This window comes from Rhizobium sp. SVR5-9E (genome assembly GCF_056755095.1).
Map to the genome: position 1 here is coordinate 35,857 of NZ_JBNDHS010000020.1, position 15,286 is coordinate 51,142.

13 protein-coding genes and 3 pseudogenes are annotated in these 15,286 nt (G+C 58.0%); 14 read left to right on the forward strand and 2 right to left on the reverse strand.

What is annotated here, in order from left to right; translation table 11 throughout:
• The first annotated feature begins 42 nt into the window (after positions 1-42).
• The 9 genes from ACPYOJ_RS12255 (at position 43) to arfA (ending at position 8,941) form a co-directional block, all read left to right on the forward strand.
• A complete protein-coding gene (locus ACPYOJ_RS12255) occupies positions 43-135 on the forward strand; it encodes a hypothetical protein (protein WP_481416524.1) in 93 nt (30 codons plus the stop codon).
• 44 nt (positions 136-179) lie between these two features.
• Positions 180-368, forward strand: coding sequence for a carboxymuconolactone decarboxylase family protein (locus ACPYOJ_RS12260; protein WP_481416488.1), 189 nt, complete (start codon positions 180-182; stop codon positions 366-368).
• Between the two features lie 67 nt (positions 369-435).
• The gene (trxA, locus tag ACPYOJ_RS12265; RefSeq protein ID WP_481416489.1) at positions 436-765 is read left to right on the forward strand and encodes a thioredoxin; all 330 of its coding nucleotides are present in this window, start codon (positions 436-438) and stop codon (positions 763-765) included.
• A gap of 742 nt (positions 766-1,507) precedes the next feature.
• Positions 1,508-3,412: an ABC transporter substrate-binding protein gene (locus tag ACPYOJ_RS12270; protein WP_481416490.1), complete on the forward strand. Its 1,905-nt coding sequence runs from the start codon at positions 1,508-1,510 to the stop codon at positions 3,410-3,412.
• 85 nt (positions 3,413-3,497) lie between these two features.
• On the forward strand, positions 3,498-4,505 hold the full coding sequence (locus ACPYOJ_RS12275) for an ABC transporter permease (RefSeq protein WP_168833132.1): 1,008 nt from the start codon (positions 3,498-3,500) through the stop codon (positions 4,503-4,505).
• Positions 4,502-5,362: an ABC transporter permease gene (locus tag ACPYOJ_RS12280; RefSeq protein ID WP_481416491.1), complete on the forward strand. Its 861-nt coding sequence runs from the start codon at positions 4,502-4,504 to the stop codon at positions 5,360-5,362. Before ACPYOJ_RS12275 ends, ACPYOJ_RS12280 begins: the two co-directional genes overlap by 4 nt.
• The gene (locus ACPYOJ_RS12285) at positions 5,362-6,432 is read left to right on the forward strand and encodes an ABC transporter ATP-binding protein (protein ID WP_481416525.1); all 1,071 of its coding nucleotides are present in this window, start codon (positions 5,362-5,364) and stop codon (positions 6,430-6,432) included. Before ACPYOJ_RS12280 ends, ACPYOJ_RS12285 begins: the two co-directional genes overlap by 1 nt.
• On the forward strand, positions 6,429-7,328 hold the full coding sequence (locus ACPYOJ_RS12290; RefSeq protein ID WP_168833129.1) for an ABC transporter ATP-binding protein: 900 nt from the start codon (positions 6,429-6,431) through the stop codon (positions 7,326-7,328). Before ACPYOJ_RS12285 ends, ACPYOJ_RS12290 begins: the two co-directional genes overlap by 4 nt.
• Positions 7,329-7,378: 50 nt before the next feature.
• The gene (gene arfA, locus ACPYOJ_RS12295; protein WP_168833128.1) at positions 7,379-8,941 is read left to right on the forward strand and encodes an arabinosylfuranosidase ArfA; all 1,563 of its coding nucleotides are present in this window, start codon (positions 7,379-7,381) and stop codon (positions 8,939-8,941) included.
• Here arfA and ACPYOJ_RS12300 read toward each other — a convergent pair.
• A complete protein-coding gene (locus tag ACPYOJ_RS12300; RefSeq protein WP_481416492.1) occupies positions 8,938-9,867 on the reverse strand; it encodes an ArsR/SmtB family transcription factor in 930 nt (309 codons plus the stop codon). The two genes, arfA and ACPYOJ_RS12300, sit on opposite strands and share 4 nt — an antisense overlap.
• Positions 9,868-10,123: 256 nt before the next feature.
• Between ACPYOJ_RS12300 and ACPYOJ_RS12305 the strand changes: the two are divergent.
• A pseudogene (locus ACPYOJ_RS12305) lies at positions 10,124-10,612 on the forward strand (IS6 family transposase); the annotation flags it as partial.
• Positions 10,613-10,649: 37 nt separating this feature from the next.
• Here ACPYOJ_RS12305 and ACPYOJ_RS12310 read toward each other — a convergent pair.
• A pseudogene (locus ACPYOJ_RS12310) lies at positions 10,650-11,658 on the reverse strand (IS110 family RNA-guided transposase).
• A 109-nt stretch (positions 11,659-11,767) separates the two neighbouring features.
• Between ACPYOJ_RS12310 and ACPYOJ_RS12315 the strand changes: the two are divergent.
• The 4 genes and pseudogenes from ACPYOJ_RS12315 to ACPYOJ_RS12330 all read left to right on the forward strand — a co-directional run.
• Positions 11,768-11,935: pseudogene (locus tag ACPYOJ_RS12315) on the forward strand (IS6 family transposase); the annotation flags it as partial.
• 705 nt (positions 11,936-12,640) lie between these two features.
• Entirely contained in the window at positions 12,641-13,591 is a 951-nt protein-coding gene (locus ACPYOJ_RS12320) for a DUF3991 and toprim domain-containing protein (RefSeq protein WP_481416493.1), read from the forward strand.
• A 96-nt stretch (positions 13,592-13,687) separates the two neighbouring features.
• Positions 13,688-14,293 (forward strand): DUF1419 domain-containing protein, encoded by a 606-nt coding sequence (locus ACPYOJ_RS12325; RefSeq protein WP_481416494.1) that lies wholly within the window; start codon positions 13,688-13,690, stop codon positions 14,291-14,293.
• An 89-nt stretch (positions 14,294-14,382) separates the two neighbouring features.
• Complete coding sequence (locus tag ACPYOJ_RS12330) at positions 14,383-15,240, forward strand: DUF7007 domain-containing protein (protein WP_481416495.1); 858 nt, start codon at positions 14,383-14,385, stop codon at positions 15,238-15,240.
• Positions 15,241-15,286 lie beyond the last annotated feature (46 nt).

Here is a 15,286-nt window from a genome sequence, read left to right on the forward strand (position 1 = left end):
AAGGGTACGCTCGGCAAGCAGGATCTCGAAACCATCAAGCTGATCGTCAGCGAACAAGCAGGCTGCGACTACTGTGTGGCTGCCCATACCATGCTGAGCAAGCTGACTGGCCTGAAGCCCACGTTCTCAAGCTGATCCGCGCCGGCGAGCCGACCGGCGACACAAAGCGCGAGGCGCTGGTGCGCTTCGTGCGCAACCTGCAGAAGACCAGCGGAACGATCTCCGAAGAGGAATTCAATGCCATCATGGCGGCCGGGTACACTGACGAACAGCTCGTCGAGATCAGCCTTGCCATTTCGGTGACGATCTTCACCAACGTCTTCAACCGCATCAATGACACGACCGTCGACTTCCCGGCAGTCGCCTGATGAGGGCGACAAAGGGCGCCTTGCGCGCCGTCATGTCGGGGAGCGACCAAATCAAGGAGCAAGTTCAGTGACCTCTGTTGCGAGTGTAAAAATCGATACCAATAACTTCGAATCGGAAGTTCTCGAATCCGACATCCCCGTCGTAGTCGATTTCTGGGCTGCATGGTGCGGCCCTTGCAGGCTCATTGGACCGAGCCTTGAGGAGATCGCCAGTGAAATGGCCGGCAAGGTCAAGGTCGCCAAGATCAACGTCGATGAAAACCCGCAGCTCGCCGCCGAATACGGCATTCGATCGATTCCGACCCTGGCGATTTTCAAGGCCGGCAAGGTCGCCGATGTAAAAGTTGGCGCGGCGGCCAAGTCGGCCCTGACCAGCTGGATCGAGACCGCCGCCTGATCGGATCGTCTTGAAGGAAATTGTGAGACAACGCGGCGGCCCGTGTTTGGGTCGCCAGATCGCACCTCCCACAGGACGGAGCCTCCCCGTCGCGTCGACGCCCCTGTCGGATGCGCTGACCTCGTTATTGAGCCGTTAGCAGCTCACGAATGTTGATGGTTGGAGCGCCAACCTCCTGAAAAGAATTCACTTTCCCGGGAAGAGCGCAGCGATATGAACGGTCCCGTGCCTTACCGGCAATGTCCGCGCGATCGAGCCTGAGGACACGCCGACCCTTTACCTGCGAAAGCAGCTCTGACATCTGCGCGGCTCCGTCCCCTAAAAGGCATGCGTCGCAACAGACTTTCCGTCAGCCATCAAGGGAACATTGAAGCTTCCAGCATAGCGAGGCAGATAGGCGGAACCGACGCCTGACACGGAAGGCATGGTCACCCGAAATGTCGCCGGCCTCCACCCTTGCCATTGTGTTGAACAGCGAGCAGCAACCATCCGAACAGCGTCGTCTCCGTGCCTCTCCCATGCGGTTATCCGCGGTTTCATCGACTAGTTTGGCCAGTTTGCCTTCCTCAGAAATGCAGCACGATCCCGTTAGCGATAGGAAAAGCCGGGCTTTCGCTTAGCGATCAATAGTATCATGATTTCGGATATATTCCGATATTTTCGTTGACAGCAATCTCGACATCGCCAATGATGAGCTTGGATACAGATGCCAAAGAGCAACTGGCCATTGGGAGGGTACGGCATGCTATCGAGGAGAACATTCATTCTGCTCGCCGGTACGTTTCTTGCGAGCAAGCCGTCTTTTGCACAAACCGCAGCGCCAACATCGGAAATCCCCCGTGAAGAGCTTCTCATCCTTGAGAATCCCGAGGGGACAATCAAGAACGCCGGATGGTTCAACATTTGGGCAATCAATGCCGGTGGCCAGACAACCGGCCTCCATCAGAATGCGATGGACACGTTCTGGTATATCGACGCCGACCACGGCATCGACGGCGTCTGGGACAATTCCCTCGCATCTGAAAAGCCGGCCTACAACAGCGATTTCACAGAGATGACAGTAAAGCTCCGCCCCGGAGTTTTCTGGAGCGATGGAGTCGAATTCACCGCCGACGATGTCGTCTACACCGTCGATACTCATCTCAGAACCAATGGCTTGCGGTGGAGCGCGCCGATACAGGTCAATGTCGCCTCCATAGAGAAGAAGAGCCCTACGGAAGTGCTCTTCAAGCTCAAGAAGCCGAACTCACGCTTCCATGCGCTGTTTACCGTGCGATGGAATGCCATGTGGATGATGCCCAAGCACGTATTCGAGAAAGTCGATGACGTCCTGAAATACGACTTCAACCCGCCGGTCTCGCTTGGTGCGTACACACTGAAAAATTTCGACCAGGGCGGCAAATGGTTCATCTGGCAGAAGCGTGACGACTGGCAGCGAACCACCGTTGCGCGTTTCGGAGAACCCGGCCCGAAATTTCTCGCTTATATCGATCCCGGTCCCCCCGAAAAGCGCGTCATCGAGCAGCGGAACCATCGGCTCGACGTCATCCACGACACGTCACCGGAAGGCATGTTCACACTTGCCAAGGAGTCGCCGTCCTCGACAAGCTGGTTCAAGGGCTTTCCCTACGCGCATCCCGATCCGACACTACCTGCTGTCATCTTCAACCATCGTCTTGAGAAGTTCCAAAACAAGGACGTTCGCTGGGCGCTGGCGCTGCTCATCGATATCAAGGCCGTTAGCATGGCCTCATATCGCGGTGCTGCGACGATCTCGGCCCTGGGTGTCCCGCCGACCGGGTTGTATCCGAAGTACTACTTCGAACCGATGGAGAGCTGGCTTGCCAGTTTCGAGGTCGATACAGGCAAGCGCAAGATCAAGCCTTACGACCCAACAATGGGCAAGCAGATTGCCGAGATGCTTCGACCATCAATGAAGGACCAGATTCCCTCTAGTCCGGAAGAGATTTCGACTGCGATCGGCCGCGGATGGTGGAAACCCGACAAGGAGGCCGCCACGGAGTTGCTGGAGAAGGCGGGCTTCACCAAGCAGGGCGGCAAGTGGCATCAGCCGAACGGCGAGCCGTTCACCGTCAAGGTCATGGTCGAAGGCGATCTGAGACCTGTGATGACGCGTGCAGGTTCGATCATTGTTCAACAATGGCGTCAGTTCGGCATCGACGCCAATATCGATGTTGCCCAGGGTACCCTGATCGACCGCCGCGGTGTCGGCGATTTCGACACCTTTATCGGCTGGAGCGTCGAGACCTGGGGCGGCCATCCGGACCTATCGTTCTTCCTGGACAGCTGGCATTCCCAGTTCGTGGCCGAAATCGGCAAGGTCCAGCCACCGCGCAACTGGCAGCGCTGGGCTGAACCGCGCCTCGACAAGATCATCGAGGAGATCCGGAGGATCGATTTCGACGATCCGCGGGGCATCGAACTGGGCCTAGACTATCTCAAGCTTACCGCGGAAGAGATGCCGACCATCCCGTTGATGTCCTACAACGTGTTCACCGTGATGGATACGACCTACTGGACCGGCTACCCCAACGCCACGGATGCGCCTTACACCGATCCCGTGCCGAACTGGGGCAACACCAAATACATGATGGTGAAGCTCAAGCCGGTAAAATCGGCCAAATAGCCCAAGGATGAGCCTGTGCGCGGGGGAAGGAAGGACCGATCCGTCCTTCCCCTCGCGATATCGTCAAGTCGGAGTTGGGTCACATATGCGATCATACGCACTCCACGTCGGCAAGCGTTTCCTGCAATTCGCGCTGGTGGTCTTTATCGGTATCAGCCTGACGTTCTTCATCACGCATCTGACACCGGTTGATCCGGTCGAGCATGCAGTAGCGCAGGTGAGCTCCTTTGGATTTTCGAGCCCGGAATCGATCGAGCTTCTTCGTCAGTCTCTTCGCGAACTCTACGGGACGGGCGACGGGCTTTGGACGCAGTATCTCGTATTCTGGAAACGGTTGGCCTTCCTTGATTTCGGCCCATCCTTGTCAGCCTTTCCGACACCTGTCACCGTCCTGATCGGAAACGCCCTGCCCTGGACGATCGGCCTTCTGACGTTTTCAACGCTTCTAAGCTGGTTGCTCGGCAATATTCTCGGCGGCCTTGCTGGATATTACCATCGAAACCGCCTTCTCAGGATCATCGGCGTCATCACGATGGGCGTGCATCCGGTTCCCTATTATATCGTCGCCTTTGTGCTGCTCATCGCGTTCACCTTCGTGCTGCCCTTGCTGCCGAGTGCTGGTGGATACGAGATGAACCTGCAGCCTGGATGGACGCCGACCTTCGTCGGCAGCGTCCTGCTGCACTCCATTCTCCCGGCACTCTCGCTCATGCTGGTCGGCATAGGGGGCTGGTTCATGGGTATGCGGGCGCTGGTGTCCAACATCATCACCGATGACTATGTCGTCTATGCCGAATTGGGGGGAGTTCCGCGCCAACGGGTCCTCAGATCCTACGTCATGCGCAATGCCTTCATGCCGCAGATCACCGGTCTAGCGATGTCGATCGGTGCGATCTTCAACGGCGCGGTCATCACGGAGCAGGTGTTCGGCTATCCCGGGATCGGCCGGCTGCTCGTCGATGCTGTGCACGCGGCGGACTATTCGCTGGTGCTGGGCATAGCCTCGATCTCAATTATTTCCGTCTCGGCTGCGGTCTTCCTGATCGATATTTTCTATCCGTTGATCGATCCACGCGTGCAGGTGCAGCAATGATCAGCGTCGTTCGAGATCTTTTCCGCTACAACGTCGAATTCGCGATCGGGATCATCATCATGTCGGTCATCCTTGCGATCTCGCTCGCCTCCTTCTTCTCGCCTTACCAGCCGATCGATTCGTATGTCGTTGCGATGGACATGCCGCCCTCGCCGGAATTTATCTTCGGCACGAATTCACGTGGTCAGGATATATTCTGGCAGCTTACCTTCGCCCTCAGGAATACGCTCACCTTCGGTTTCGTCGTCGCCCTGATCAGCCGTATCCTGTCGCTGATCATCGGCCTGATTTCCGGCTACGTCGGGGGAATCGTCGATCGCGTGCTGATGTCGATAAACGATACCTTTATCGTCATTCCGCTGTTCCCCCTTCTGGTGCTCCTCTACTTTGTTCTTCGGGACGACATGACCTGGTTCACCCTTGCCCTGGTCATGTCGGGGCTGGGCTGGTCATACGATGCCAGGCTCATTCGCTCGATGATGATCAGCCTCAGGACTAGGGAATTCACCAACACGAGCATCTTCTCCGGCATGTCGATGCCTCGGATCGTCACGGAAGAGCATCTGCCCTACGTCCTGCCGATCGTCTTCTCCACCTTCATGAACAACATGAACTGGTCGATAGGCCTGGAGATTACTCTGGCCGTTCTTGGTTTCACCGATGTCGAGACACCAACGATCGGCGGCATGATCTTTTGGGCGAACCAGCACAGTGCAATGGTCTCGGGTGTTTGGTGGTGGTACTTCTTCCCGACCGCTTTCGTGACGCTGACCTTTATCGGCCTGTTTCTGTTGTCGATTTCGATGAACGAGTACATCGATCCCCGCAGCCGATTGAGCCGGATGGGGAAATCCTGATGGCAGCGGGGCAACGAGGCAACCAACCTGAGAATGTGGTCCTGTCGACGCAGGACCTGCGCGCCTACTACCGGATGAGCTACTTCGGCATCGACCGGGAGGTGCGCGCCGTCGACTCTGTGACGATGCATGTGCGGCGTAACGAGATCTACGGCCTCGCCGGCGAATCGAGCTGCGGCAAGACCACGTTCATCAAGACGATCGCTGGTGCGATTAGGCCTCCCCTCGACATCGTCGGCGGTTCCGTCAGGTATGAGTTCCTCGATCGAGACCTGTACGAGCTCAAGCCGGAGGAACGAGATTCGGTACGCTGGCGACATCTTTCGTACATTATGCAAGGTTCCATGAACGTATTGAACCCGGTCAGGCGGATTGAGCGGTCCTTTGAGGATTTTGCCTTCCGCCATATCGCGCTCGAAAAGCCGGCCTTCATCGAGGCGGTGAAGCTGCATCTGGAGCGCCTGCGCCTGCCCGCCGACGTTCTGCGTGCCTATCCGCACGAATTATCGGGCGGTATGCGCCAACGGGTGTGCATTGCGCTGGCGACGGTGTGCCGACCCGAATTCATCATCGCCGACGAACCGACCACTGCGCTCGATGTCGTGGTACAGAAGGACGTGCTCGCGATGATACGGGAAACGCAACGCGAATTCGGCTCATCGATGGTCTTTGTAACGCATGACCTCACGGTGCACGCCAACATCGCAGACCGTCTCGGCATCATGTATGCCGGTCGCCTTGTCGAAGAGGGCCGGACGGCAGACGTTTTTGCGGATCCGATGCATCCTTATACCGCGCACTTGATCGCGAGCCTTCCGCGCGTGGGAAAAGTCAATACGCGTGAAGCTCTTCCCGGTTCGCCGCCGAATCTCGGCGCGCCACCAGCCGGATGCCGCTTTCACCCGCGATGCCCTCTGGCGATGGACATATGCCGTCGCGAGAATCCGCCAATGACAACATTGGCTCCTGATCACAGGGTCGCCTGTTTCGCAGCCAGCCCGAGCCTTGACGGGCGATCGTCGGCTGGGGGGAAGACGGAAATGCCGGCAAGATCGGAGGCGACGCCATGAGCCGGATGCTTCTGAACGTCAGCCATGTCAGCAAGACTTATACGCGCGGCGGCATCTTCGGCCGCAAGGCATTTCAAGCGGTGAGCGACGTCAGCTTCGCTCTCGCAGGCGATCCGCCCGAAGTCTTTACCATCATTGGCGAATCCGGCAGCGGCAAGACCACGCTCGCGCGTATGATGTTGAAGATGACGACGCCGACAATCGGCGAAATCCGCTTCAAGGGGCAGGACATTTCCGCCATCCGCCACCGCGGGGCGCGGCTTGCTTTCATGAAGGAGGTGCAGCCGATCTTTCAGAACCCGTTCGAAGCCTTCAATCCTCTCAAGCAGGTCGACCGTTACCTCCTGATGACCGCCCGGAACTTTGCAGAGGCGAAATCCCAAGCTGACGCGGATCGGGCCGCGGACAATGCCTTGCAGAAGGTTGGTCTGTCCATGGCGGAGGTCCGGGGCCGCTTTCCGCACGAGCTGTCCGGCGGCCAGCTTCAGCGCGTTGCCGTCGCCCGGGCTTTGATATCGGGGCCTTCGCTCATCCTGGCCGACGAACCGGTATCAATGGTGGATGCCTCGCTCCGGATGTCCATCGTCAACTTGTTCAAGACCCTGCGCGACGACCTAAAGGTCTCGATCATCTACATCACCCACGATCTCGCTACCGCCTACTCCATCAGCGATCGCATCATGATCATGCAGAAGGGGCAGGTGGTCGAAAGCGGCTCCGCCAGGGAAGTGCTCGACAATCCCACACATCCCTATTCGCAACTGCTCAAGAGTTCAGTGCTCTCGCCCGATCCTTTGGGAAAAGGCGTACTCACCGGCTCCAGTGTCGCAACGCGACAAGCGCGCGATGCCCCGTCGCACGACCGCGCTCCTCTGAATCCTGTCCACCTCGAATAGGGGCGGCATGATCATCCCTCAGTTGTTCAACCTAAGATCGGTATCGTCTCATGCTCACAGCTAAAGTGCGTTTCGACAGAGACTTCATCATCGGAGAAACCGACAGGCGCCTGTTCGGCGCCTTCGTCGAGCACCTCGGCCGCTGCGTCTATGGCGGCATCTTCGAGCCGGGGCATCCAAACGCTGACGAGAAAGGTTTTCGCAGGGATGTTCTCGACCTGGTGCGCGAGCTTGCGCCCACCATCATGCGTTATCCGGGCGGCAATTTCGTATCCGGATACAACTGGGAAGAGGGTGTCGGTCCGGTGGGAAAGCGGCCGCGCCGGCTCGACCTTGCCTGGAAATCCATCGAGACGAATGAGTTCGGCACGAACGAATTCCTGGATTGGTGCATGCTTGCCGACATCGAGCCGATGCTGGCGGTCAATCTCGGCACGCGCGGGCCGGACGAGGCGCGTCACTATCTCGAATACTGCAACCATCCGTCGGGAACATTTCTTTCCGATTTGCGTCGCGAGCATGGTTGGGAGAAACCGCATGGTGTGAAGTTCTGGTGCCTCGGTAATGAGATGGACGGCGCCTGGCAGATGGGTGCCAAGACCGCGGAGGAATATGGCCATATCGCCGTCGAAGCGGCAAAACTGATGAAACTCACCGACCCGACGATCGAACTGGCCGCCTGCGGCTCGTCCGGGCGAAAGATGGCGACCTTCGGCGAATGGGAACGGGTCGTGCTCGAGCACACTTTCGACCACGTCGAGTTCATTTCCTTGCATACCTATTTCAACAACTACGCCGACGACACGCCATCCTTCCTTGCCAGCCCAGATCTGATGGACAGCTTCATCGAAGAGGTCGTCGCCATTGCAGACGCAGTAGCGGCGCGCCGCAGATCGCGGAAGCGGATCATGCTGAGTTTCGACGAATGGAACGTCTGGTATCGAACCCGTCGCGGCGAAAAGAACAGAGTGCAGAGCGGCTGGCCGGTCGCGCCCAGCATCCTTGAGGAGCAGTATAACATGCAGGACGCTCTCGTCTTCGGCGGCGCCTGCATCTCGCTGCTCAATCACGCCGATCGCGTGAAGGCGGGCTGCCTTGCCCAATTAGTCAACGCGATCGCACCGATTATGACTGAAACGGGCGGTCCCGCCTGGCGGCAGACGATCTTTTGGCCGTTCGCCGATTTCAGCAATCTCGGCAGAGGCCGTGTCCTAAACGCCCATGTCGAATCGCCCACATACGCAACCCGATACTACGATCCCACTCATACGGAAGAGCTCTATGACACTATTGACGAAGTTCCGTATTTGAAATTCTCCGCCGTTCATTCGCAGAGCGACGGAACGGTGACACTGTTCATCCTGAATAGGCACTTATCAGAAGAAATCGGCATCAGCCTCCACGCAACTGGGTTCGGGACCTTGAGGAAACAGCGTGCGCATCAGCTGCACCATCCAGATCTGCTTGCCGTCAATACGAAGGGAAGGCCAGACGAGGTAAAGCCGATCAACTTCGATGCGATTGAAGGGACCAATGGTGACATTCGGATCACCGTCTCGCCGGCTTCCTGGACAGTCGTCCGTCTTGCATCTTCCCTCTCGGACAATCGTTAATGCTCGAGATAAAGACGCATCACAATATCCTGGTCGTAGTTTCCAAACCCTCGGCCAAATATATTTACGCCGCCTGGATGTCGCGCGTTGGGCTCGATGCCGATCTTCATCCGGATTGAATGGTGCTCGAACAGAGCTAGATCTTCAATCGTCATCTCTGATATTCGGATTCCATCGATGTAGGATCCGCTCTTGTTGATGCGCCACGTCTTGAGCTTGCCATACTGGGAGCCTTCCAGCTTCCACCAGAGAGGCGTGAAGACTCCGCGCTTGTCGCCGAAGTCGCCTGGCGACGTCCAGGTGCCGACACGATGGTCATTGACCCATAGCGTAATGTCAGAGGGCCAGTCTGGATTGGTGCCGGGAACCTCGGACGACAACTCCATCGAGAATTCAAGGATGTCAACACGGGAGTTCAGTAGTTTAGCATTGTTTGGAAACTTATATTCGACGTAACCTCGGCCGAACCAGAGCAAGCCTGCCTGCATTCTGCCGGGATCGAGAAAAAAATTTGGGACATCCAAAAGTCCGATGACGCCGTCCCTCGAACAAAGGCCGCACGGAGCGCTCACCTCAAATCCGGTAAAGAGGCCAAGTGGCATCGCCACCTCGACCTTATTATTTTGACGCTCTTGCGAGTTTACCTGAAACTGGAAAATGATCTCCTCATATTTTGCGGAGCAAATCTTCTGATGACCTTTCCGAGCTTTTATCGAATAGGATTCAATTAGGCCAGCCTGCTCCAATATTTGAATGTTCGTTGCAATTGTCGATTGCGGCAACCCCAAAGCCCTGCTGATTTCGTTGACGTTTAGTTTGCCTCTATCGTGCAGCAGTTGGAGGATGTCCATGCGGACTGGAGAAGCCAGGCCCCTAAGCACCAAAGCGCCGGTTTCGGAGGTTACGGTGAGAAAGTTCGGTTTCATCTGTTATGGCTTCACTTCCAATATTTTTCTATCAGCTTATTTGATACTATCAAGCTCGCGCGCAAGCCGAAAGTTTCGTAATTCTTCGTGGTCGCTGATGTCCCAAGAGCGCTCCAATCTCATCGCGCGGCTTAAGGGAAACCGGACTTTGGATCGCAGGCGGCGGCGTAGAGCTGCGGCCCGCCATGCGCCGGCTTCGAGATCGCAGCCCCCGTCTGGAGGGGATGATGTCACCTTGTCGTGGCTTGACGGTTCCATGATAACCGGTTGGCATGACCAACTAACGCTCAGCGAAAAGAACCATCGTTTTCCGCCATCCATCATCGCCCATGCGGTATGGCTCTAGTTCGGTTTCCGCTGAGCCTGCGTCTTCTCGAGGAAATGCTGCTGGGGCGCGGGATCCCCGTCTCGTATGAAACGATCGGGCAACCGGGAAATTAGGACCTATTACGCAAAGCACTTCGTCGCAGGCAGCCTTCGGCCCAGACATTTGGCATCTAGACGAGGTGGTGATTTCCATTTCGGCAGAAAACACTGGCTCTGGCGTGCCGTGGAGCGGGACGGGTACGTCTTCGATGAAATCGTCCAAGGCGCATGAGATACCAACGCTGCCAAGCAATTGCTCCGGAGACTGCTGAAGAAACAAGGCCTGGCACCCAAGCGGATCATTACCCCCAAACTCCGCTTTGGCGCGGCGACGCGTGAGATCATGCGAATGGTCGAGCAGAGGTCCCACAAAGGTCTTCTGTGGTTGCCGCCCTTGATGCAAGTAGTTTCTAACTTTATGAGCGTGTGATCGAGTGCGGTCTTCTGTCAGGCCTTTTGACTTGCGGCATTGTCAGAAGCCGCTGGCCGGTCGCGACCAGCATCCTCGGTTTCCTTGCCAGCATCCGCGCCAACCACGAACCTTCATCAATCGATCTGCGCCCACGCCAGTTCAGACGCGACATCGCCCCAATGATTAGAAGCCGACGGATATCGACCTGCCCGGCCTTCGAAACACGTCCAAGCCGTTCCTTGCCACCCGACGAGTGTTGCCGTGGCACAAGGCCCAGCTATGCCGCAAAGTCCCGGCCGCGCGCGAAGGTCGCCATTTTCGGCGCGAAGGCCTCAACGGCCAGTGCGGTCAATGGCCAACCCCCGGCATGGTTTGCAGCCGACGCGCCATGTTGGTTCCCCCGGCCAGTTCCCTGGCCTTCCTCGTCTTCGCCGCTATTCGGGCCGTCTTCTCTGCGATCTGCGCCAGAAGGTCCCGGCATTCCTCACGGACAAGCATGGGAAGGTCACTGTCCCGCTCGGCCAGGATTGCCTCGATGCGCTTGAGCTGGACGAGCCCCTGTGGAACGATGTGACCGTATTCGTAGAGTACCGCGCGCAGAGCATTCACCAACTCCGTGCGCTGATGGACAATACGCTCGCGCGCTCGGAACAGTACGGCATTGGCCTGCTGCTCTGCCGACTTCATCTCGACGAAGCGCATTTCTGGACGCTGTGCCGCGATAACGATCGCTTCGGCGTCGGCGGCATCATTCTTCTGACGTTTCACGAAAGGCCGGACATACTGAGGCGCGATCAACTTCACTTCATGGCCAAGCTTCAACATCTGCCTGGCCAATAATGGGCGCCGCCACAGGCCTCCATCACAACGATGGCAGGCGCTTGCTCTGCCATGAATTTCTGGGACTGGGGCCGCGACAGTTTCTTGCGGAACTTAACCTGCCCCGTCATCGACGCGCCGTGGACCTGAAAGACAGATTTTGCCAGATCCACCCCGATCATTATATCCTTCATACTACCGTCCTCTCCGTTTCGTGGCGTTCAACACCACCAACCTGGCACATCGCGATGCCGTCTGGGGAGGGCGGCAACCATCCCATCTCAACAGTCGAGCGTAGAATTCCATCTGCCGCTGCGACAAAGAGAGCCAATGATATAGGGCTCGGATCAGTCGGACGTTTGCAGCGGTTCATCCCGCTCTTCTCGGCACTCCGGAATCTTCCTGTCGCACCGCATCAGAAACATTCCGCTCGGCACCCGGGTTCATCGCGTCCGCGCCCTGGCGCAATGGAATGAGCCGCGCCGTTACATGATTTCAGTCAGCTGCGAGATAGGTTATCATCGCTCGATAACGTGCCAGATCCGAAGCGAAAGCTTGAATGCGGTAGCCGCAGTAGGTTTTGAGGCGGTACGTGACCGCGCATGTCGACGGCAATAACAACGCCATCGATCGGACAGCGCTTCAAGTTGATGCTTGTAGACGTCTTCTGTCTGACACCATCCTGGTACAATGATAAGCGGATCTTCCCGATCCAGCTTCAAGATAATGAAGTTGGACGCCTGGCCCCACCTCCGCGAATTGCAATCCGACTTAGGTTCAACCACTGCAGCTGCCAAGGATTTCCCAGCGATTATAGCAAAGGCTCGCGGTAAGGCAGACATAGACTTGGCCGATCCATGGAGCCTGATGTCCTCGTAAGGTTAGATCGAAGAGGCAGGCCGTCCCACCTGCTGTAACGCTGTCATGCGGGAATTCACTCATCGTGTTTTTGATGAGGCAGCTGCCTCGCTGTTGAAGCCCAACTGCGCCAGTCTTCCCCTTGCAGCTTTCCCTCCCTGACGCAGTTGCGCTTGCGGCTCTTCGGCCGCAAGGGAAGCTTCGCCGCGAACGATCGTACCAGCGTCCAATTTCCGATCGCGCCCTTGCAGCCTCGGCCTTCGCGCCGAGGTGGAGTCGAGAGCTTTCCCTCAGCAAAGGAAAAAAGGAGAAACGAGCATGGACAGAGAAAAGATAGAAGAGGTGCGCGCCCGCGTATCCTGCGCGACCGTGTTGCTGCAGGCAGGCTTTATCCTCGATAAACGGGAAAGCAGCCGCCGAGCGTTGAAGTTCCGGCGTGGCGCGGACATCGTGATCGTCACGCATCAGGGAGCAGGCTGGTTTGATCCGCTATCGGAGCGAAAGGGTGATGTCTTCACGCTGGCGAGGCTGTTGGGAGAAACCTCGTTTCCGGCCGCCGTCGAGCGGCTCGGTGGGCTCATCGGGTTCCATAGCGCGCCGATTGTTCCCGATGTCTCTATGCGACGGCGTCCGGCTTCGATTCGCGAAAGGTGGTTGAGCCGCCCGGCAATGACCTTGGGATCGCCGACCTATCGCTACCTGTCCGAAACCCGAGCGTTGCCGCCGTCGATTCTCCACTTGGCCGCCAAGCGCGACCTCATCCGGCAGGGCCCTTTCGGCAGCGCCTGGTTCCGCCACGAGGATGAGAGCGGGCAGCTATCTGGGTGGGAAGAACGTGGCCCGCAATGGCGAGGCTTTTCCAACGGCGGGTCGAAGACGGTGTTTTCTTTCGGAAGCCGCGAGCCAGTCCGTATCTGCATCACCGAGGCTGCGATCGATGCGCTGAGCCTTGCGACTTTAGAAAAGGTCAGGCCGGATACGCTCTACGCAAGCACCGGGGGGTGGTCGCCATCGACCGTCCGCATCATCGAAACCATTGCTGCCAACACGATACTTGTTGCCGCCACCGATGCCGATCCACAAGGCGAGGTCTATGCCGATCGGCTTCGGCACATTGCCGAGCTCATCGGTTGCGACTTCAGCCGGGTCCGCCCGCCCGCCATCGACTGGAATGAGGAATTGAAGGAAAGACGGGAAAGCGGGGAACTGGCGCATGCACGGGAAGCCGCGTCAAGGGTGAAGCTTCGCCCGCCGCACGGCGGCCCCTGACCCGGTTCCCGCGAGGCGCCGGCTGAGAAGGGGTGATCAAAGGACTGAAGGGAAAGTCGATGCGTCCCTTCAGGAGCCACCCCAAGGGAGCAGCCGATGTCTCATCTTCCCGCCAATCGCCAGTTCCTGGAAGGAGCTGCAACCCGTCAGCAGATGTACGCCCTCTTCAACCGCCATGGCCAGGCCCCGTCCGACGATGATCGGATCTCGGGTCGCCTTTATGCCGGCGAGTGGTTCGAGATCTCAGAGGCCGACCATGACCGCATGTTGGATATCCTGCCGCCGCTCTTCATGCGCGGCGATCACTTTGCGATGCGTGAGTTTTTGGTGCGGAAAATCACCAGTGTCTTCTTCACCCTGAAGATCGACGGCCGGTTTCGCTGGTTTCACGCCTATTGCGATCTCGCCGATGTCGGTGCGATCAACAGCATGCGCAGGACAATCGTCGAGCGCGAGTCAAGGCCGGTCCGCGCGATGACCCGGACCGAAAAGCTTGAGCACATCTGGAGCACCACAGGCGCTGATTTCCGCGCCTATGCCGATCAGCGTTTTGCCGCGGATTTTGCGGGCGGGCGCATCGTCATGGTGTTTTCGGCCGCGCAGGCAAAGGTCTGGAAACTCCTCGACGACCTGAGCGACGACGAGATCGCCGCCAAGCTTCCCGTGCAGTTCCGCCACCGTGGCAAACAGGTCGCCGCCTGACCGCCGCCCTCCAACTCTTCCCGACATCATCGCAGGCGAACGGCGGCTTGAGCCCGCCCTGAGCCGCGCTTCCCCGACAAGGAAATCTCATGACGCATGACGATCCCTTCACGCTCGATCTCTTCGGCAACACCGCTGCCTCATCGGGCTTTGATCTCTGTTCATTCCCTCTGCAGGCAACTTTTGGTGCCGACGACGAAAGCTTCCATCTTGCAAAGGCTTGGGGATTGGCCGGTCCGATCGAGGGTTGGACGAAGGTTGATTTCTATGACACGAAAAGAGACCCGATCGACGAGGCCGCTTTCAGACAAACGGTCGAGGAGTGGGCAGAGCACCAGCGCCAGCTCGCGCTCCTCGACCGTCGCAGTGTTGCCGCAACGGTACCCACGCCGTGGGGCGCCTCACAGTACGCCGTTGTCTACGCAGATGGCGTTATCCGCCACAGTACTGCCAGCCACGGCGGATTTCTCCTGTCAGCGGAGCGCAACGCCTCTATACCGGTTTTCATACGGTCACCTGAAGGTGCTTACGAAGAGGATTGCGCCTGGGCTGTCGTCGCCAATGCCTTCCCGGACTTGTTCATCAATTATGAAAAGCGCCACGCCGATGAGACACTTCGCCAGTTTTATCCGGATGCCTGGGAAGCCTTGTGCGGCGAGATCTTGGAGCCCGGCCAGTCTCGTGCGAAGGACCGTCGGCGTTTCGAGGCCGAAAACGCCGGACGCTGGGTGGTCGTCTCTGCCATCCTATCCAGCCGTCAGCCGGGGTTTGTCGAATGCGTGGCAAGGCTCGGGGCACGAGGCGACGAAGCCCGCCGATATCTGGTAGCCGAGCAACGGTGCGAGATCGTGCTCTTCGGCTTTGTCATCGATGAGGTCCGCGATACGCTCTATACTGGCCCGTCGAGTTTCATCGGCTGGGGCGAGCGGCAAATTCTGACCGACTGACCGTCAGACCATCAGGGAGACGAGGCGACGCGGCCGGCGAAGCCTG